We start from the raw sequence: 19,936 nt of genomic DNA, 5'->3' as shown, positions 1-19,936 counted from the left end.
GGAAAAGAAAAGCGGCAGAAAATGCCGCTCGCAACACCGCATTGTACCGATTCGCAGCCTGCTCCTGTCAGAGAATGGCAAAGCGTCGGCTATAATCGCGGTCGGAAACAGATGCATACATCCGTTCTCCGCGCGTCTCGCCGTAGTTCAATGGATAGAACGAGTGCCTCCTAAGCGCTAGATACAGGTTCGATTCCTGTCGGCGAGACCATAACCTCGTCAACTAAACCTTTACATTCAATAGGTTAGATGAAGATCAAGCTTAAAACTGTGCAACAAGTTGTGATACACGCGCCCCACATAGGACTCGTGTATGGACATTCAACTTGGGAGAACAGTAAAAGTGACGATCAAACATCTCGCACTGCGTGGTGCAATCTATTGGTTCGTGAAAAGAGTCCCTACTTCTCTTGTTAAGCAGTACGGGAAACAAAGTATTCGGCTAAGTCTTAAGACCTCTGACCTTCGGATTGCCACGAGAAAAGCTCAGGCATTCGCTGAAAAGTACGAAAGGGAATTCCAAGTTGCGCTTGGCAAAAGCGACTTGTTGCCTGCATCGAGTGCAACTGCCGCGTCTAGGCTTGCTGCGGATCATTCCCTTGATACGTTCATCGATCATGTCGCTGAGCCAGCGCGGGTGAGGCATGCAGAGTCCTTCAAAGAAAAGAGGGAATATGTCTACGAAGAAGCACAGCTTGAGGACTTCCTGACACCAATCCAACTCGCGACCTTTAAGCTTCTGCAATCCCCAAGGCACAGCGATATTGCTTTTCTGCTGTCCGATGCCCTTAATCTCTACTTTCAAACGCATAAAAAAGGTAACAACGAAGCGTTCGTTGCAAAGCAGACACGCGAATGGAACAAGTTGATTGAATCAATTGGGGACATCCCGTTTGATCAGCTTAGCCGCGCAAATGTTAGGGATCACATGACAATGCTTGGGAATCAAGGCTTGAAGACCAACACCATTCGCCGTTCAATGAATACTTGTCGTGCCGTTGCACAAGCTGCAATCACTGAGCGGGAGTCGGACAAGAAGAATCCCTTTGCTCGTCAAAACATCCATTCCGAAGGCGATGATGCCAAAGACATCAAAGTTCCTACCGATTTGGAACTGACGACCATTGCTCTTGACTTGTTGCGTACGCCCTCATCAGCAGCATCACTGGTCGCATTGATTCAAATTGAAACTGGTGCACGGGTCGCGGAGATTGCTGGTCTGGCTGTTACGGACGTGTTCCTTGATGATGAAGTTCCACACATCTATATTCGTCGTCAGCCTTGGCGTGACTTGAAGACCATTGTTAGTGAACGCCGTGTGCCATTGGTAGGTATTGCCTTGGAAGCGATGAAATTGGCCATTAAGCTTCCAAGGAGTGGTAAAGGATTGTTTGAACAGTACGCACGTAGACGCGGTAACGACGCAGCCTCAGCAGCTATCAACAAGCGCGTAAAGACTTACGGCATCACCAGCCACTCGTTCCGGCATGCATCCAAAGATCGCCTTAGGGAAATCGGCTCCGATAAAGCCACCAGGGATGCCATTCACGGTCACGCCAGCGGCGACATTGCAGACAATTACGGCAAGGGGCACTCGTTGCGCTTGATGCAATCGTTGTTGGAGAGGATTGAACTGCCTATCCACATCGCTCTCCCCTAAGGGTCTTCGTGCAAATTCCAATTTGAAGGTCTATCACTGTCGTAAGACAACGTACACGCGAGCGATGCAACATATGAATGCTGAAAACCACAGCATTAACGGTAGGACAAAATCTACATAACCTTTTGAAAAGACAGCTAACCGAGTCAGAGGGAGGCAGATGACAAACAAGCTATCGATGAGACCCAAACGGTATTCAACTACGACAGATCGTATAGCAACGGTATTTCGATCTGCAGTTTGGCTATGTATGGAGACATTTACATTGCACGTTCCAATCCGAGATACAGCAAATTCAGTAACCGGTATGCTGACACTAACTTCTACAACACCGTCAAACAACACGTTATCAAGGAATATTTTAGATATACAACCATAAGGCCCTTTTCGTATAACTGCCTCTTTTGCATGCCTTTGAACAATCCATCTAATTTGCTTCAGCATCCAGTTTTTAAAATCATCCGTTAGACGTTTGCTCTGCATTGCCGTTGCATCATCAAACCAATAGCGTTGAAACAAATAAAACAACACTGCACATGCTAGAACCCAAAACATGTCGTCAGTGACATTCCTAATGGCGAAGATACCAATGGAAGCGTCCTCTTTGATTTCAATATTTAGTATCTGAGCCAAAAGAACTAAACTAGATGCGACAACTAGGTTCCTCCTCACTTTGTCTTGACTATCGTCCATACCACCCTCCCTCATTTTTATTTGGACGTAATTATGCCAACTCTGCTTAAAAGTAGACCAGATAACTACTAAGTAATACCTGTAGAAATACCTGATCCATTTATCTACATTGGTCAATGTTTAACCAGATATGCTTTACTTCCACGTCCGAATCCATCAAGGAAATAACTAACATTGATGTCATGAAACTGGTTATCTGTGTCTTGCTTACACTCCTTTATTATCCTTTTCATGGATGCGTCTTTGATACCTAAGGAGTCCTTGATATGGCTTATCAAATAGCGCCCTGAGGGTACATTACGCATATAGTTATAGACGCTCTCCTTAGGCTTCCCTGCATCACTACGTTGCTTCCTTTTAGATGTCTGAACAGGGAGATGCCATGCAGATACCTGCATACCAGGCATTGAAGCTAATAGCTCAGACAGGATCAGGTCTCCACGGTTACCCTTAGGAAGCGTCAGATAAATATCCGTCTGTGGACAGTTTCCTTGTTCGTCTATGACCAAACGGCATCTGACACGGTTAAGGGCTTGTATTAGGTCTGTGATGGTCTGATAAGTGACCATAGCCGTAACGATATCTGGATGGTCTCCATGTCTACGCTGCGTTGAATTCAACCATTCGTCTGACTGAATACCTTGCAACGCAAAGTAGGTAGTCATAGCCCACCCATGGGGTCTTTGGTGAAGATCATAGAAGATGGCTGTATCACAGTCTTTCCATGTATTTGCACCATCAAGCTCCCCCCAATGACCTGCCTTCAAAGTGAATTTGGTCTCCTGTGCATAGGCTTTGGCCTTCACGTCTTTGTGGCAAACAAAAAGTGCATCCTTGCCTGCAATCCTGTCATTGAAGTAAGACATCAAGACAGGTAGCCGCTCATCAACCTGCTTTCGTGCATTGACCTTCCCTGTGCTTCCACGTCTGACATGCAGTGAAACATTCTGGTAGCTACGTACACCAGCAATCTTTCGACATACCCTAGCCTGTGGAAACAGTTGGTACATCAAGTTGGTAGATGCTGTTGCATCAAGTACGGCTGCTCCCTTGCTGCCCTTTGTGATAATCGGCCTTGCTGTCTGAAGCATTTGGCCGAATATCGGCACTTTGGAATACAGCGACCAGCCCTTTATGATGATTTCCAAGTTGTCTAACGAGCTATCAAAAATGCTGGCTAACCGTGCTGCTGCCTGGCTGATGCGCTCCACCTGAGCAATCGTGACTGAGTGCAAGGCGTCCTTCAACTGCGATAGGTCTACGTCATTGTCTGTACCAAAGTCATGCGGCATGAAAATCCTGCTACCGCCATTGGAACTGGACGATGATTCCATCAAGTTGATAGCTGCCTGAATCGCTGCCGTCTCCTTCGGAAATCTGTCACGCAAGTAGTCTGGGATGAAGGCCAATGTCTGCCGGAGGTCATCCAGAGTCACTTGGTGAACCTCAACCAGATCAAACGCTTCATCAATCACAACTACGCAACGTCCGTCTTCACCCCAGTCAAGGAATGCGTTTAGTACCTGCCCTGTCTCTGCTGCCAGAGCATTCCTGTAGGCGCTATGCGTAATGACCAGTACCGGATGTTCAGCAAGTTGACTGAGTGGGACGGATGACTTCGCGCTGTGATGACTGTAGGCATACCCATCACCTTTTCCGGCAAGCTCGTTGATAGTTGCGGCCATGATGTCTGCATCTTCAATCCGACGAACCACGATAAGTGCACCAGGATGTCTCCCATGGGACGCCAACATAGCGCAGTAGAAAGCTGTACCTTGCGACTTTCCAGTGCCTGTTGGTAGCGGTACTACTGTCCACGCTTGGCGCTCCTCCTCCCTGTCGTAATGAAATACCTGTGCTGACAGCGCCTTCCCTAACGACATCCAAGCTTCTTCTAAGGCTGGTGACGCTGCATAGCCAAGTTTGTCTGTCCAATGTCGGCCAAACTCCTGTGCGAATACAACAGGGCTAATGGGGTGATATTTAAATGTGTTTTGATTCATTTGTAAGTGTTTTAAAAATGCAGCGGCGCACCTATGGCATGCCGAAGGTGTTGGTTACTGCGGAGATGGTTACGGGTTACTGCTGATACACGCTGGACAGCTAGGGTTGTCCTATAGTGTGTAGTTTGGAAGTGGTGCTTGGTACAGCATGACGCTGATTAGTCTTGATTGGACTCTGTAGGGAGCTTTTTAGAATTATCTTGTCATGTCTCAGACGCTCTCTGTCCTATAGTGCATGTTTTGGAAATTCAGTCGCTCTACAATTAACCCCCTCCCCCTCGCCCTATAAAAAAATTTTATTAATGAAGTAAATTCCATTACTTTTAGCTATAAGGCGGCAATCCTTGTCTTGAGGTTGCTCACGGATGTCTTGTGCCAGCTACCGCCTCGTGGGGTTCTAATGCCTCGTTGGTTGAGTTCGTCTGCAACGCTACCAAGGGATGTAATGCCTTCTTTTGCTAGATCATCCAAGACGGACTTCAAATCTGCTGCGTGGGCATCTGCCTGCCGCTGAATGGCTACTACACCCGCCGCATTACCCTTGCCTGCTCGTCTCAACGCAGCAGCGCCATTCGGGTTACCTAGCTTCTGTCCACGTCTCTTAGCTGCAGCCAACGCTTCCTTGGTGCGCGTAGAGATAGCTTCCCGCTCTTGCTGCGCCACCAACGCCATGATTCCCACCGTCAGCTCATTGGCGTCTGGCATGTCTGCCGCCACGAACTTGACCCCTGAATCCCTAAGGGCAAGTAGAAACGCTGCATTGCGGGATAGACGGTCAAGCTTCGCAATGACAAGAATAGAGCCCGTGACCTTCGCCAGATGCAATGCAGCAGCAAGCTGTGGTCGGGCGTTCACTTTGCCTGACTCAATCTCTAGAAACTCTTTAGACACTGCCGCACCCTTGCTGGCCGCATAGGTTTGAACTGCGTTGCGCTGTGCTTCAACGCCCAGTCCACTGTGTCCTTGCTTTGCTGTTGAGACGCGAAGGTAGGTAATGATCTTCACAGAAACCGCTCTAGTATAAATTTACGTAACGTCGATTACGCAAAGTTATACCACAGAAAGTGTTGCCATGCGGTACACTTCAAAAAACTTTGGCATGGACAATGGACAAAAAATATCAAGTATTCGTGAGTTCTACTTTCAGCGATTTAGAGGATGAACGTGCTGCGGTCTTAGAGGGCATTCTGCAGATGGGGCATATTCCAGCAGGAATGGAGCTTTTTCACGCTAACAACTCAAGCGCATGGGAGTACATAACGAAGGTAATTGAAGCGTCCGATTACTACGTACTTGTATTAGGCGGAAGATACGGCTCCTTAGATGAACACGGTATGGGGTTTACAGAAAAGGAATACGAATACGCTCGATCTTTAAACATCCCTGTCATTGCATTACTTCACGAAGAACCGACGTCTCTCCCACGAGATCGCACTGATCAAGCCGAAAGCTGGGTCAAATTGCAAAACTTCCGTGAGAAAGTTGAAAGCCGCCATATTAGAGTCGTCTGGAATAGTCCAACTAAGTTAAAGGCCGAACTGATTCTAAGTCTGTCGCAGCAAATTCAGCAAAAACCAGGCAGAGGATGGGTCCGTGATGTAAGCGTTAATGAAATGACCGCCACCAAACTATCGGAGGATAGCCCTGTAGAATCACCCAAGCCGAAGGCAGAGCAGTCTCTCAAAGAACCTTCCGCAGACTGGTTGCTGCCCGAATACGAAAATGCAGTCATTTATGGTCACATTCATGACAATGCAGAATACATTTCCAAAATCACAGACAGTTATCTTGCGACCCTTCAGCCGGAGGATGACTTTGCGCGTGCAGAATGGCTAGGGCTGCAGGAATATTGGAAATACATCTTTGATAGAGGAGCGAGTACTACAACCCTCAAACGATGCCTCCAAGAAGCTCCAAGCAGTCATCGAATCAATTTCTGGATTGGCAAAGCCTATTACGCCTATGAAGAATTTCGCATTGCTGCAAAACACTTTGAAGCAGCAGAAACTCTCGCAACCGGCGTTGTCGAAAAAATTCACTATCTACAGCAAGCATCTGATGCTTACCTTAGATTTGGCGATGAGAAAGCCGCACGTATTGCTTTAGATAAGGCGCGTATGCTGGTCACAGATGATGAAGACGACGTGATCGCAATGCTCAATGCCGTACGTTTGTCCAGTACTCAACAGAATGAAGATCACAACTTCATTGCGGCAACTGAAAAGCTACTTGAGCTCAACCCTAGCAACCATGGCCTCAGGTTTGAATTGGCACACAAGTACTCCGACATGGGGAAAACTGAGCTCGCAGTCATGCATTACTCAAGAATTCCAAGCCCAGAAAGATCGTCAGCCACTTGGAATAATTTGGGTGTCGCATTAGGAAAGCTTAATCTGCCTTATCTTGCGGTCGCTGCTCTACTTAAGGCAAAGCAATTGGGTGAAACGCTTGCTAACAGCAACTTGGCATTGCGATTAGCCAATGCAGGTTTCATTGACGAAGCTACGCAGTTGTGTGCCTCTGCAAGAGAGACCAAAGACTTCTCCGAAAATATCCCTTCTACTGAAAGACGGCTCAGAGAAATACCTCAAGAAGAAGAGAAAGAAAAATCGATTGTTGTAGATAAAGCTAAGAATCTCAGTGAGTTCTACAAAGAGTTTGGCCTTGCAGCTGCCCTGCCTTCCCCTGCACTTCAATCCGGCGCATGGAAGTCCCCTCAATGCGAACTATCACTTTCGGTTGAAGGTTATAAATTCGTAGCCAACGGCGAGTACGTTACCGCAATCAACAAGCTTGGCATTGGCCTTTTTGGAGACACTACTGCAAGCAGTAGAACTGACGTCATGATAATTGAGGGAACAATCAAAGGTAGGACCGCAGTGGGTACGATCAAGCGAAATCCAAAAGGCAGTTCCGTAGCAAATACATTGCTTGGCAGCGTGAATGAAACAAGTCTTTTTATTCTTTCTGCAGATGGGAAGTCCATAGAGGTGCTGGAAAACGTTGAGTCAACAGTATTTAGGAAATTTTCCCTGCATGCGCTCTTAGCCCCCCCCACCACTCAATAGTCAGTGTTTTTCAAAAATGGGTTAAAGGGCTTTTTGTCGTTCTTGTTGTTGGGCTTTGAATCAGAGAGTCATTATTTCATCGGCTGATATGTGCAGTAGCCAAGAGGCACGTAGTCTTCAAGTAAGACGAATGCTTTCTGTGGCTCATCAATCCATAGACGAATAAGTGTGGCCTTCCTCTGGACTAAGCCGACCTAGCCACCAGTAACATAAGTAGCCCTTGATTCTTATAGGGTAGTTCTCAGCACATCAGTACATCAGTACATTTTCGGTTACACCCCACCTTTTAAAGAACCAGTTTCAGGGGTGCAGGTAATGGTTCGCTTGAGGTGTACCTTAAAAGAATGACAAACGATTGATGGTTATGCGGTACGCTATCTTGCAAATTTTTAACACTGTCCAGCCATGTCATATCTCAACGCAACACCTCAAGACCTAGAAGAAGCCAATCATTATTGGTATGAGCTTAGAGCGATAATGGATACGCTTGTTGACCTCATTCACAGTGACCCAGATGGTGATTCATCGGTAGACATCGCGTCGTCAATTACGCAAGTAGTAACGATGCTGGCATATCCACCACTGGCAATGCCACCAGCTTCCATTGATTTTCTTCAGTCAAAAGCTGACGAACTCAAGAGTATGTCCATGCACCTCAGAGGACTGCCGGACATAATTCTCATGCACAGACATGAGCAAAGATCAAAGCTGTATAACGTTATCGAACATGCTATCGGGGAAATACGCGGCCATATTACTGCCGCTCTAGCACGTCTACGTGACAAGCAAGCTCACGGGCCTCAGCTCAATATGCTTGAATCACTGAAACAGCAAAATGACGAACAAATCAACAGAAATCGCATGTTGGAATCGGTCGTTAGTAAATTAAACGACGAAATCCGCTCTATTAAAACGTCTTCCGAAGAGATTCAAGCTGAGAACAAACGACTCACCGATGACTTGAAGTCTCTTCGTGATGAAAGTGTCCAAGCCACAATCAAAGACAACACTAATGAGTTTGTGGAAATGGCACTTGCGGCATTGGAAACTTCCCGCAAAGACTTTGGTGTCTATGCTGCGTGCTGGTCACTAGCCGCATTAATCACATTCGGTGTAGGTATAACACTGGCTTTTGGGTTCGCTGTATCTGGAGGTAGGGAACTCATCGCAAACAAGGACATTCAGTGGTCGTTGATTGCATTCTTCTCCGTAAAGGGTGCCATCTTCGTTGGACTTCTAGTCGCAATAGTGAAATTTTGCGCGTCCCAAGGACGTAGTTATATGCATGAATCCCTCAAAAGCGCAGAACGTAAACATGCAATTCACTATGGCAAATTTTACATGTCTGTTTTCGGAACCAATGCCGGTGCAGATAATGTTAAAGAAGCATTTGCTCATTGGAATATTTCTACAACTTCTGCATTTTTGTCAGAACGTGAACGTCATATTGACAGAGGAGATGAGACCCGTTTTGCTGAAAGTATGGCCGGTAAACTTATTGAAAAAATTCCTACGGTTCAAATAGATAAGACAACCTAAGCCCCCCATGCTTGACCTCGTGAACTATCTTCAAAAATGGGTTAAAGGGCTTTTTGTCGTTCTTGTTGTTGCACTCTTCAGAGCAGTGGCCGTTTCTAAACGCCTCCATCAGAGGGCCAAGGAGAACACGCTGTAGCTTTTCAGTTGGCCTTCTTCGTCAAGTGGTGCATCGCCAAGCAATTCCCACTTGCTTCCCTGAAGCTTGCTCTGTTCATGCAAGTAACGCGCAAATGGTTTATTCGTGATCGAAGACAAGATCAAATATCGATAGCCATGCTGGCGAAGTCCCTTTGCAAGCAGTTTGATGACTCCCCACCGCTGGAAAGATTCCTGCAGCATTAGTCGTTCAAGACGAACGCACACTGCTGCTGCCCGCTTTTGATCCCCCCCATGCTCTTCCAACAACGTAGGTGGCAACAGGGTCGGCATGTTGAAATACACGTCACCTACAGGTGCATAGCGCCCCTCCCACACATCATCGTCATGTGCAGCCAGTGGGTGCGGAATTTGATACAGCAGACTGTGGGGATTGCCGGTCGTCAGTTTCTCGATGATTCTTGATACGTGATGACTGAGGAACGCCCTGTAATCGAAGTCAGGGCCTACTTGAATGATGTTGAAGGCGATGCCGGTGGTCTGGTTGTCCATATGGTTGGCTCCGAAGTAAACCAACCAGCGTATGCCAATAAACAACCGTTTACAACCTCGCGCTTCAACCAGGGTTGTATACGCACCACAAACGTCTCACCTACGTTTTGCCAACTCTGCCTGATATGCCTTTAGGAATTTGGCGACATCGATGCCGAGGACTGCAGCGACTTCTAGGAACTCAGGGACATCAAGCCGTCTTTCCGACCGCTCATACTTACTTACAAACGACTGAGGCTTTCCAAGGCGGTCTGCTACTTCGGATTGCTTCAGCCCCGCCGACATGCGTGCAGCGGTCAACATCTCTTTAAAGATTTGGTAGCGGGGTTCATGGATCGGGTTAGGCATGCACGCATTCTGTAACCTCTTTCGTGATACCCCATAACCCCTATCGGGATATACAATACTGCTGTTTTGTCGCCTATGGAATGACTATGAAAGACATTGTTTTCGGGATCGTGCAGTTGGTTGTGACGCTGGGTGCAGCGGTAGGTGTGTACATGCTCGTTGAAGCAGATTCGTCAGCGCGTATCGTCTTGGCGATCCTTACTTATCTAGCTTTAATTGTTCATTTCAATCAGTCAGGTGCACGCCGCTTGGCAGACCAAGTCGAAAGCTTGAAAGAGGAACTTGAGGTCATCAAGGATGACCTTGATAACAGCACTACAGCCTTGGCTGAACTGCAGGATGAACTAGAAGCATTGAAAACACAGATTGGGAGCAGTGCTGAAGAAGACTATGCTTGACCTCTAGCGGCGCTGTTGCTTTCGCCAGTCCCACGGAGGCACAGGGGCAGGGTCACGCCATAGCCCCATAGAGGCATTTCTGGCCTCAGCCTCATACCCTATACCGATCCCGTTCCGCAACCCCCTGATCCCTCTTGTAGTCTTTGTACCACCATGCCATACCCGCCTTGATCTGTTCAAGGTTGGCATCCCGCCCGTTCACATGGATGACGCAGATGTGACGCCTGTATTTATCTATCTTGCCACATGACAAATCAACTTCCTTGCCGTACACAAGGTCTGACAAGTTCTGCTTGCTACGTTGACCGAACGGTTGGCGTGACTCAGGAGCATCTATTCCTGAAAGACGCACCTTCATTTGAGTCTTGTCATGAGTAAGTGCCGTGACTGTGTCTCCATCAGAGACCCCGACGACGATGGCAAGTAATGTCGCTAAAAGCATTTAATCGGTATTCAGTAGTTGTTGTATAAAACTACGCTTCAATCTCAATTGATATGTTTTACCTAGACTTGTCGTCACCCGAATGAATGGACGATTTTTATACCACCAGAGATTCGGTAAGCAATCCCATGGGGATTCGTTTAACCGTATTGGAAACGATAAAACAAGGGTGTGACCATGTTCTAAGCTCGCCGGAAATGTACTTGTATTCGTCGTGGAATCATACTTGCCGAGACCAAAGATGCGATTCTTCCCATTCTTCAGCGAGAAAAAAATGGAGGCATCCTGAATCCGAAGTGGAAGCAGCCCTGCATTGGCTATGTTTAAAGCAAGTGCATTCTCTTTTGATGTATCACCGTCTGGTCTGATCGTCACCGTTGTCATCTGCCCAGCCACAAGTCTTACCCGAGGTTGTTCGTTACGGCGAGCCAGCCATAGTGAAACGCCTACAGCTAATGCCGTGGCTGCAGCCGAGACAATCTGAGCGAAATCAACGGCATACAGTAGCCACTGTGGTTTTGGTGTCATTTATTCTTAAATGGAAGAGCGGGCAAAGTACCAGCGATTTTTCTGTTGCTAGGCAGCATAAAGCTATCTCATGAATATGGCATCTACGTTTAATGCTGCCAATTCTCACGAATTGGCAAGATGTTATCGTTGTCTCTACCTTGATGTTCATCTATCAAGCACACCCAAGACTGTGCGTAGTCAACGACATGACCATCCTTCATCACCCGTTCAAAACCACTCAGGCACATCTTGTTGTCGTTCATCCAAACAATATGAACCTCTAGTAGCTGCTTGATCGAGTACGGAGTCGTTAGCTTGGCTACCTTCACGATCCGGTTCAAATTGTTTTCACGTGTATCAACAATCTGCAGGTCGCCTTCAGTACACGGTGCACGCTTCAACTCGCCACGTTCGTACGCAACTCCCTCACACCTTGTCGGCAATATTGTGACCTTCATACCTCTTCCTAGATGAATTTAATTGCATCTTTGATATGTGTTTATATACAGTAGTTTTTAGTATAATGACCCCCTCTTGTGGTGTGCAACCACTACGTTGAATCGTTCGTTATTCATCAAAGGGAGTAGCATGGATGAAGCAATATGGCACTGCATTTGGGAAGCTGTGCTTATCAGCCGTGGTTTTACAAAACGACAAGCGCATCACATTTTCTTCGTTCGTTACGGAGAAGGCAGCATTGATGTAACCAAAGACCCGATCAAGGAAGCAGTCCGAGTTATTCTGGCTGATCAATTCTGCGAAGGAGACACACAACATGTGTGGCCGCATTTCACAAGCACGGGACTTGATGGATTACCTCAGCAGCATTGGTCTGCCTGAGTCACGTATCTTTGACATCATGCCGCCGCCAAGACGCTACACACCAAGTGGGCGCAAGAAAAAACTGCCGCTTCATATCAACGCCGGTCGAAAAGTCTCGCAGCAGCTACTGGTCTTCTGTGTGGAAGAAAGGTCGTGCATTGATACCTGCAAATAGTTGGTATGAATGGACAGGCGATAAGAAAAACAGACAGCCTTGGGGACATCAAACCAAAAGACGGCAAACCTGTTTGACTATGCGCTACTGACTAGCGAGTCTTCAGGTGTAATGGTTGATGTCCACGACAGACGGCCTGTGATACTGAATGTTGAAGACGCAAAAATGTGGATAGACCTTGCTGGTCAAGAGAATAGATGGAAGAACTAGTGCGGTCGTCTGCGTTGCCACCAGATGCGCTTGAATGGCATCTGGTTAGTAAAGAAGGTCAACAAGCCGACCTCCGACAGTTCTGCGTCCCTTTAAAGGTTACCGAGCACACCTTAACGATGGCTTCTGGATTGCATCAAGAATAACTTGAAGTTTTAAAGCTAATACTATTCGCTCCCTCGTAAACTCAATGAGCAACCCTGCAAGCAGTGCAGTACACGGGGCGTTCGGAGCCAATTTTGCAGGATCGATAGGGCCGAGATCAATTAACACCCCTCCACTTGCGCCTTTAATGCTAATTGCGTTACACATAGGCCCATTAAAGGCTTTCACGCGCTTATCACGCTTGATAGAAAAGTGTTCGTCGCCGCTCAATTTTAATCTACTAAGCAACTGTGGGTTGTGCTTGTGAAAACCTGTGTGGGATACGGCGTTGGTATGGGCAATAGGTTTATCCCATTCTACTTTTTGCGCGCTTGCAGGAAAACCTAAAGCCATGTACGTGCGTTTACTAGTGTCTGCTTTATTAGCAGAAATCATGTTTTCCTCAATAAAATGAGTGACTTGAAATTCTGCACATTGCGCCTCGGTCAATTCTAAAAATGCGAAGTCATAATGATCTTTGTCCCTATTGCCGTTAGGCGAGACTGAGGTCATAAATTCGCCAGTCAAAGTTTTGAGTTGAGTTCCTGCCGTTATGTAAATGGTCGAAGTATCGCTATGATCAATTACATGTCCCGCCGTGACCAAATATGGTTTGCTATCCACTTTGAGGAAGAAACAAGTTCCGAAGGCTTCGGCACGACCTTTTTTGCTAACAGCGAAACATGTTCGGATAGTTGACAAGAACTTTGATCCTGCATGCTCTACGCATTCTTGCAAGCGTTCCATACCTATTTCACCGACAGACTTGATTAACGCATTAGCCATATATAGTCATTCACCTATCTGATGTATTGGTGAAACGGATAATAGCTGGTGTGATACATGGTGTGATACATTGCCAATCACTTTCTTTTTAACTCGTGTGTAATCAACAACTTAGGACACAAAAAAGTTCGATTTGATCACTGTCGGCGGGACCAACATCCGATCACGATTGCGGATCGGTCTTCGGCGCTTTTGTAGCCGCCGGCTTCAGGCGCGATACGCCAAACATCACCAGCGCAAGTCCACCAAGCTGATACGCCGATATGGGTTCGGCAAGCAGTAACCAGGACGCAAGTACCGTCAGCACAGGTCCCAGGCTGCCAATGGCCGCGGCCTGTGACGCACCCATTTTCTGGATTGCCAATGCCAGCCAGTACACCGGCAAGACCGTCGACAAAACTGCCATCAGGGCGGCATGGCCCCATACGTCTGCAGGCAAGGCATTGAGCCGGGTTGGTACATCCGCCAGCAGATAATGAATGATGACCAGCAACGACGATGCTGCGCCCGCCAACCCGGCAAGGCGCATGGAACCAAGCCGCTGCGTCATTGCACCCGTTCCCAAATAGTAAAACGCATACGTTACTGCACTGGCAAATACCCAGGCCGCACCTTTGAAGACCTGGTCACCCTGCGCGACACCCACATCGTGGATGAAAGCAATGCCCAGACCGAAGTAGCACAGCGCCATCGCCTGCACGATGGATGAAGACGGTCGTTTGCGCGACAGGATCGCTTGAAAGACCACCACCAGCGTGGGATAAAGATACAGAATCAGGCGCTCCAAACCGGCGCTGATGTACTCCAGTCCGTAAAAATCAAACAGGCTGGACAGGTAATAACCCACCATGCCCAGCAACAGCACGCGCAGCCAGTCAAATGGTGCCAAAGGGGCGGCCTCCGGATCGCGGCTGAGCCAGATCAGCCAGCCGAACAAGGGCAGCGCGATGCCCATGCGCAAAGTCAGCAAGGTCAGCGCATCGACAGCACCGGCAGCATAAGCGAGTTTGACGAACACAGCCTTGAGGCTGAAACCGGTGGCGGCAAGAATCGCGTATAGCCGACCGTCCTGCAACCATTGTCGATACGACGAAATCATGTTTTGAGGACAAATAACCAAACAGGGACTTATTCTGATACGAAGTTAAAATCAGCAGAATGCTTATTTCAAACATCAAGCCTTCTCTAAAAGAGAAACCCTGCCATGCACTTTGATCTGATCGATCTTCGTCTCCTCCTTGCCATTGACCGCCTCGGCAGTCTGAGCAAGGCGGCCACCAGTTTTCCGATTGCCTTGTCGGCAGCCAGCAATCGCTTGCGTCATTTTGAACAACGTTCAGGCGTCGTCATTTTTCATCGTTCTGCCGATGGCATGAAAGCCACACCAGCAGGTCAGCTTGTACTGGATCGGGCGCGGCAGATTCTCGCCGAGACCGAAAAGCTGAAAGAAACGCTGAATGATCTGAACGGACAACGTCGCATCACGCTGCAACTGGCTGGCACGACAGTCGCCAACAGCACGTTTCTTCCGGCAGCGCTCGGCCCTTTCCTTGCCGACTATCCGGAAATCGATTTGCAACTGATTGAGCGCAAAAGCGCCGATGTCCTGTCGGCAGTGCAATCAGGCGAAGTCGAGGTGGGTGTGATGGATGGCAACCTGCCGATGTCCGATGTGATTCCGCTGCCTTTCCGCCATGACAAGCTGGTGTTGCTGGTGCCATCAACGCATGTGCTGGCCGAAAAAGCGTCTGTCCGCATGAAAGATGCACTTGGCTATGCATTTGTCTGTCTGCCACCCGAAAGGGCCATGCAGCGCTTCATTGAAGAAATGGCCAAGCAGAATGCGGTGTCTCTGAAGATCCGGGTACGTGCACCCAGCTTTTATGCGATTGCTCAACTGGTCGCAGAGAATGCAGGCATTGCGATGCTGCCCGAAGCGGCAGCCTTGCGCCACGTACGCGAGCTTCCTGTTCAGATCGTGGCATTGGATGACGCATGGGCCACACGGGAATTACGCATCTGCATCCGCAACTGGGATGATTTGTCACCGCATGCCAGACAACTGGTCGATCATCTATCCAGGGCCCCCTGATATCCTGCATGCTCCTCTGCAACAGCCTCCGGTTCGATTGCCACAATGGCGCGCCAGGCAAATGACCCCTGGGATACGAATCCGCAGCAATGTCGCATTGACCATCGGTGTGTACATGCCAGAGAGCGTTTAACGCTCACTGCTCATACCTAGCATCACGCGCAGAAAGCCCGGAACATTCTTTGCGCATTACTCCAGTAGTGCAATCAAATCCCTATTCATAATGCAACGCGCAACGACTGGCAGGCGTTACACTACGCACGCTATTTTTTATTTGCGCATCATGACTATCATCATTAACGACGATTTGCTTGCCTACATCGATCCATTAACTGCAGATGAATTTGCTGCACTTGAACACAGCTTGCTCAACGAAGGATGCCGTGACGCGCTCGTGCTGTGGGGTGACATTCTGGTCGATGGCCACAATCGCTATCGCATCTGCCAGAAACATGGCATTGCCTTCAATACGATACAGAACGCGTCTTTCCAGTCGATGGACGACGTACATTTGTGGATGATCGACAATCATCTGGGCCGTCGTAGCGTCTCTGACTTTCAACGTGGCGTACTGGCATTACGCAAGAAAGAGATTCTGTCCGCGCGCCGCGATCAGTTCGACAGAAAAAAGACCGAACCCAGCGATAACGCTCCAGACGATCAGGACAAGAAGCTGGCGAAGGCACCGACGCTGACGCGCGAAGCCATCGCACGCGCCGCGCGTGTGAGCAGTGCCACCATCGGTCATATCGAAAAAATCCAGAAGACCGCCGCACCCGAACTGGTTGAAGCGATCAAGGCTGGCGACATATCCATCAATGCTGCTGCGGCAATCGCGTCATTGCCAAGTGAAAAGCAGGTTGCCGCCGTTGCTGGTGGCAAGAAAGAGTTGCGGCAAGTGGCGCGCGAAGTGCGGGAAGCCAAGATGCCGCCGAAAACCAAAATAGAATGCCCTGCACCGCCGGACGACGCGACTCCGGAGCAGAAAGAAATTCATCGTCTTTCAATACTGCTGGCTACCTTGACGGAAGAACGTGATCTGCTGAAAAAGAAGGTGCAAAACCTGACCATCGCATTGGCAGAAGCGCGTGGCAATCAATGAGGCGTCATGAAGATCGACGAGCGCGAACAGACTTTTCCGCAACGATTTCCACCGCTTTAAAAAAAAGGGAGATATCTTCCGATATCTCCCTTTTTACTTATCTCAACGTCATCGGCGTCGCGCCTTACATCTTGTCGAGTGCTTTTTCCAGATTGGCGACCGTACGCTCGATATTGTGCAGTTTGTCCAGACCGAACAGACCAACGCGGAAGGTCTTGAAGTCGGCACGTTCATCGCATTGCAATGGCACACCGGCTGCTGTTTGCAGACCAGCTTCAACGAACTTCTTGGAAGACTGGATGCCGTCATCATCGGTATAGCTCACGACAACGCCCGGTGCCTGAAAGCCTTCTGCCGCCACACTCTTGAAGCCACGTTTGGTCAGCAATGCACGCACCTTGTCGCCCAGTTCCTGTTGCTCGGCACGCACTTTGTCGAAACCATACGCTGCGGTCTCATTCATGGTTTCGCGCAGGACAGTCAGCGCATCTGTCGGCATCGTGGTGTGATACGCGACGTTACCTTGCTCGTACGATTCCATGATCTGCAACCACTTGCGCAGATCACAAGCAAAGCTGGTGCTTTGCGTGGATTCGATACGCTCACGTGCCAGCTTGCTCAGCATGATGAACGCGCAACCGGCCGATGCGCTCCAGCCTTTTTGTGGCGCACTGATCAGCACGTCCACACCAGCGGCTTGCATGTCGACCCAGATCGTGCCCGATGCGATGCAATCCAGCACAAACAAACCGCCAACTTCATGCACGGCATCTGCCACCTTGCGCATGTATTCGGTCGGCAGCATGATGCCGGAGGCCGTTTCCACGTGTGGTGCAAACACCACGGCAGGTTTGCTTTCCTTGATGGCAGCAACGACTTCATCGATCGGTGCCGGGGCGAACGCCGCCTGTTTGGCGTCATCAACCTGACGTGCTTTCAAAACAACCGTGCTTGCAGGGATCTTGCCCGTGTCCAGAATCTGGGTCCAGCGATAGCTGAACCAGCCGTTACGCAATACCACGACAGCATTGTCAGTTGCGAACTGACGTGCGACTGCTTCCATGCCGAAGGTCCCGCTGCCAGGCATCAGAATGGCAGAGTGCGCGTTGTAAACCTGTTTGAGTGTCTTGGAGATGTCACGCATGACGCCCTGAAAGCGTTGGGACATGTGATTGATCGCGCGATCAGTGTAGACAACAGAATATTCGAGAAGGCCGTCGGGATCGACGTTAGGCAATAGACCTGGCACGTTTGCTCCAGCAAGTAAAAAATCAAATCGGCCCGGTGAGGAAAATCCTGACCAGACCGCGGTGGGGTGAAAACCGGAAAAGAGAGATTTTACCGCTTGTACCAATAGCTTGCAGGAGATTTCCTACAAAATCGCGGCTTTCCAACGTTTCACGTGGCTTTTCGCATTATCACGCTGACAACCACGGGCCGATCCAGGTACGCCAGACTGCCATGAGGATCACGAGCCAGATCAGCAATATCACTGCACCGCCTGTCCAACTGATGAGCTTGCCTTTTTTGTCTTTGATCCACTCTTCGGCAAGACGACGACAGTGCGTCAGGACACGTGCAGGAATCATTTTAAGCGTGATCCAGATCAATACCGGCAACAGAATCAGATCATCCACCAAACCCAGTAGAGGGATGACGTCCGGAATCAGGTCAATCGGGCTCAACGCATAGGCGACCGTCAACACCCCCAAGGCTTTTGCGTACCACGGCACATCCGGATGCCGTGCGGCAAACCAGAGTGTCACGCCATCCCGCTTAAGGACGACGGCCCAACCACGCAGACGTGCAAGTACACCCAAGTCGTTCTCCTGATTACGGCGCATGCATCAGGCATTTAACGACGCATGCCAATCGATCCATTTCCCCGCACGTATATTTGGTAACACGCCAGACTTTACAAGACACACGGGGCAAGAGTGCCCCGCAGAAATAGTTGCCACTTCGGTACGTTATCGCACCGAGGGGTGCAGGGTTTGCGCCTATCTTTATCCTCAATCCAACCCATCGAGGAGTCATCATGAAAACCACAAAAATCACCATGGCTGCTGTCATTGCTTCAGCCGCCGTACTCGCCGGCTGTGCTGCGGGTCCAACCTATAACGATCCGGGTGCAGCACGCTATCCGGCTTCGCAAGCACCAGCATACAACGCTGCGTATGGCGTGATCGATTCGATCCAGATCGTCCAGCAGGAAGTCGATAGCCGTGGCGTCGGCGGCGCCATCATCGGTGGCGTGGTCGGCGGTGTGCTGGGCAATCAGGTCGGTAAAGGCAGCGGTCGTGCAGTCGCCACGACGGCTGGCGTCGTGGGCGGTGCAATGGTCGGCAATAATATTCAAAAAGGCCGTGCCGGCGTACGCGAAGCCTATCAGATCAACATTCGTGGCGATAACGGCGGCTACTTCAGCGTCGTGCAGGAAAGTGTCGTCGATCTGCGCGTCGGTGATCGTGTGCGCGTGGAAAACAATCGCGTCTTCCGCTACTGATCATGCCCTCAGCGTCGTGAGGCGCAATGTAAAAAGGCCCGCATTGCGGGCCTTTTTCATTACACCACCTCGTTGTCAGACGACCTGAATATTCAGGGTGCCCAGACCTTCGATCGTGCATTCCATGCGATCGCCCTTGACCACCGGCCCCACGCCTGCCGGCGTGCCAGTCATGATCAGATCACCTGGCTGCAAGGTGAAATAGCCGGACAGATAGGCGATCATTTCTTCAATACTCCAGATTAGCTTATCGACCGTGCTGTGCTGGCGTGTTTCATTGTTCACGCGCAAGGTGATGGTGCGATCGCCAGCAGGGCCGACATCAGCCGCTGGATGGATCGGCCCAACCGGTGCCGAATGCTCGAAAGCCTTGCCGGTATCCCACGGACGACGGAGATTTTTTGCTTCCGATTGCAGGTCGCGGCGCGTCATGTCCAGACCAATCGCGTAGCCCCACACGTGATCCAGTGCATTCTCGGCCTTGATATCGGTACCGGCTTTGCCAATGGCCACCACCAATTCCAATTCGTACTGAAAATCCTGCGTTTTATCCGGATAAGGCAATTGCGCGTCAGATTCGTACGTGACGGGAAACACGGCGGTGCCGGGTTTCATGAAAAAGAATGGCGGTTCACGTCCGGTGGCTCCCATCTCGATAGCATGATCGACGTAGTTACGACCAACGCAATAAACGCGATGCACGGGAAACTGTGCATCCGTGCCTACCACCGGCAAAGTTGGTTGCACTACGGCAGGAATGACAAAAGACATGAAGGCTCCTGAGGATCAT

21 protein-coding genes, 1 tRNA gene and 1 pseudogene are annotated in these 19,936 nt (G+C 49.4%); 10 read left to right on the top strand and 13 right to left on the bottom strand.

Translation table 11 applies throughout. The features are described 5' to 3' along the window. Positions 1-136 precede the first annotated feature (136 nt). Together IEV29_RS00185 and IEV29_RS00180 are read left to right on the top strand one after the other, a co-directional pair. Positions 137-211, top strand: a tRNA-Arg gene (locus tag IEV29_RS00185). A gap of 102 nt (positions 212-313) precedes the next feature. Beyond that, positions 314-1,660, top strand: coding sequence for a site-specific integrase (locus IEV29_RS00180; RefSeq protein WP_188379264.1), 1,347 nt, complete (start codon positions 314-316; stop codon positions 1,658-1,660). Between the two features lie 33 nt (positions 1,661-1,693). On the opposite strand, the gene IEV29_RS00175 is transcribed toward IEV29_RS00180, so the two are convergent. From IEV29_RS00175 to IEV29_RS00165, 3 genes are all read right to left on the bottom strand, one after another. Continuing rightward, on the bottom strand, positions 1,694-2,353 hold the full coding sequence (locus tag IEV29_RS00175) for a hypothetical protein (RefSeq protein ID WP_188379263.1): 660 nt from the start codon (positions 2,351-2,353) through the stop codon (positions 1,694-1,696). Between the two features lie 113 nt (positions 2,354-2,466). Then, the gene (locus tag IEV29_RS00170) at positions 2,467-4,356 is read right to left on the bottom strand and encodes a DEAD/DEAH box helicase family protein (RefSeq protein ID WP_188379262.1); all 1,890 of its coding nucleotides are present in this window, start codon (positions 4,354-4,356) and stop codon (positions 2,467-2,469) included. Between the two features lie 327 nt (positions 4,357-4,683). Continuing rightward, a complete protein-coding gene (locus IEV29_RS00165; protein ID WP_188379261.1) occupies positions 4,684-5,361 on the bottom strand; it encodes a recombinase family protein in 678 nt (225 codons plus the stop codon). Between the two features lie 101 nt (positions 5,362-5,462). Between IEV29_RS00165 and IEV29_RS00160 the strand changes: the two genes are divergently transcribed. Both IEV29_RS00160 and IEV29_RS00155 read left to right on the top strand, forming a co-directional pair. Further along, positions 5,463-7,424: a DUF4062 domain-containing protein gene (locus tag IEV29_RS00160; protein ID WP_188379260.1), complete on the top strand. Its 1,962-nt coding sequence runs from the start codon at positions 5,463-5,465 to the stop codon at positions 7,422-7,424. Between the two features lie 405 nt (positions 7,425-7,829). Continuing rightward, positions 7,830-8,963: a hypothetical protein gene (locus IEV29_RS00155; protein WP_188379259.1), complete on the top strand. Its 1,134-nt coding sequence runs from the start codon at positions 7,830-7,832 to the stop codon at positions 8,961-8,963. A 108-nt stretch (positions 8,964-9,071) separates the two neighbouring features. Here IEV29_RS00155 and IEV29_RS00150 read toward each other — a convergent pair whose 3' ends face one another. Both IEV29_RS00150 and IEV29_RS00145 read right to left on the bottom strand, forming a co-directional pair. Then, entirely contained in the window at positions 9,072-9,611 is a 540-nt protein-coding gene (locus tag IEV29_RS00150) for a hypothetical protein (RefSeq protein ID WP_188379258.1), read from the bottom strand. A gap of 96 nt (positions 9,612-9,707) precedes the next feature. Next, positions 9,708-9,959, bottom strand: a complete 252-nt coding sequence (locus IEV29_RS00145) for a helix-turn-helix domain-containing protein (RefSeq protein ID WP_188379257.1) — start codon at positions 9,957-9,959, stop codon at positions 9,708-9,710. An 86-nt stretch (positions 9,960-10,045) separates the two neighbouring features. On the opposite strand from IEV29_RS00145, the gene IEV29_RS00140 reads away from it, so the two are divergent. Further along, a complete protein-coding gene (locus IEV29_RS00140; protein WP_188379256.1) occupies positions 10,046-10,357 on the top strand; it encodes a hypothetical protein in 312 nt (103 codons plus the stop codon). A 91-nt stretch (positions 10,358-10,448) separates the two neighbouring features. Here the strand turns inward: IEV29_RS00140 and IEV29_RS00135 are convergent, their stop codons facing one another. The 3 genes from IEV29_RS00135 to IEV29_RS00125 all read right to left on the bottom strand — a co-directional run bounded on the left by IEV29_RS00135 (position 10,449) and on the right by IEV29_RS00125 (position 11,767). Beyond that, positions 10,449-10,799, bottom strand: coding sequence for a thermonuclease family protein (locus tag IEV29_RS00135; protein ID WP_229726098.1), 351 nt, complete (start codon positions 10,797-10,799; stop codon positions 10,449-10,451). Then, complete coding sequence (locus IEV29_RS00130; protein WP_188379255.1) at positions 10,800-11,327, bottom strand: hypothetical protein; 528 nt, start codon at positions 11,325-11,327, stop codon at positions 10,800-10,802. An 89-nt stretch (positions 11,328-11,416) separates the two neighbouring features. Continuing rightward, entirely contained in the window at positions 11,417-11,767 is a 351-nt protein-coding gene (locus IEV29_RS00125) for a hypothetical protein (protein ID WP_188379254.1), read from the bottom strand. A gap of 130 nt (positions 11,768-11,897) precedes the next feature. On the opposite strand from IEV29_RS00125, the gene IEV29_RS00120 reads away from it, so the two are divergent. Both IEV29_RS00120 and IEV29_RS16330 read left to right on the top strand, forming a co-directional pair. Then, positions 11,898-12,149 (top strand): hypothetical protein, encoded by a 252-nt coding sequence (locus IEV29_RS00120; protein ID WP_188379253.1) that lies wholly within the window; start codon positions 11,898-11,900, stop codon positions 12,147-12,149. 47 nt (positions 12,150-12,196) lie between these two features. Further along, positions 12,197-12,516 (top strand): annotated as a pseudogene (locus IEV29_RS16330) (SOS response-associated peptidase family protein). 99 nt (positions 12,517-12,615) lie between these two features. Here the strand turns inward: IEV29_RS16330 and IEV29_RS00105 are convergent. Then, the gene (locus tag IEV29_RS00105; RefSeq protein WP_188379250.1) at positions 12,616-13,446 is read right to left on the bottom strand and encodes a hypothetical protein; all 831 of its coding nucleotides are present in this window, start codon (positions 13,444-13,446) and stop codon (positions 12,616-12,618) included. A gap of 163 nt (positions 13,447-13,609) precedes the next feature. Then, entirely contained in the window at positions 13,610-14,545 is a 936-nt protein-coding gene (locus tag IEV29_RS00100) for a DMT family transporter (RefSeq protein ID WP_188379249.1), read from the bottom strand. 105 nt (positions 14,546-14,650) lie between these two features. On the opposite strand from IEV29_RS00100, the gene IEV29_RS00095 reads away from it, so the two are divergent. Together IEV29_RS00095 and IEV29_RS00090 are read left to right on the top strand one after the other, a co-directional pair. Further along, positions 14,651-15,538 (top strand): LysR family transcriptional regulator, encoded by an 888-nt coding sequence (locus tag IEV29_RS00095; protein ID WP_188379248.1) that lies wholly within the window; start codon positions 14,651-14,653, stop codon positions 15,536-15,538. A gap of 283 nt (positions 15,539-15,821) precedes the next feature. Next, positions 15,822-16,640, top strand: coding sequence for a ParB N-terminal domain-containing protein (locus IEV29_RS00090; protein WP_188379247.1), 819 nt, complete (start codon positions 15,822-15,824; stop codon positions 16,638-16,640). Between the two features lie 124 nt (positions 16,641-16,764). Here IEV29_RS00090 and IEV29_RS00085 read toward each other — a convergent pair whose 3' ends face one another. Both IEV29_RS00085 and IEV29_RS00080 read right to left on the bottom strand, forming a co-directional pair. Then, entirely contained in the window at positions 16,765-17,889 is a 1,125-nt protein-coding gene (locus tag IEV29_RS00085; protein ID WP_188379246.1) for an aminotransferase class V-fold PLP-dependent enzyme, read from the bottom strand. Between the two features lie 169 nt (positions 17,890-18,058). Further along, positions 18,059-18,484 (bottom strand): YkvA family protein, encoded by a 426-nt coding sequence (locus IEV29_RS00080; RefSeq protein ID WP_188379245.1) that lies wholly within the window; start codon positions 18,482-18,484, stop codon positions 18,059-18,061. A gap of 194 nt (positions 18,485-18,678) precedes the next feature. On the opposite strand from IEV29_RS00080, the gene IEV29_RS00075 reads away from it, so the two are divergent. Beyond that, entirely contained in the window at positions 18,679-19,146 is a 468-nt protein-coding gene (locus tag IEV29_RS00075; protein WP_188379244.1) for an outer membrane lipoprotein, read from the top strand. A gap of 75 nt (positions 19,147-19,221) precedes the next feature. On the opposite strand, the gene IEV29_RS00070 is transcribed toward IEV29_RS00075, so the two are convergent. After that, entirely contained in the window at positions 19,222-19,917 is a 696-nt protein-coding gene (locus tag IEV29_RS00070) for a fumarylacetoacetate hydrolase family protein (protein ID WP_188379243.1), read from the bottom strand. Between the last annotated feature and the right edge of the window lie 19 nt (positions 19,918-19,936).

It is taken from the genome of Oxalicibacterium faecigallinarum, from assembly GCF_014635705.1.
GTDB classification, from domain to species: Bacteria; Pseudomonadota; Gammaproteobacteria; order Burkholderiales; family Burkholderiaceae_D; genus Oxalicibacterium; species Oxalicibacterium faecigallinarum.
The sequence above is the reverse complement of the archived record's forward strand: the minus strand, read 5'-3'. Positions and strand labels throughout refer to the sequence as shown.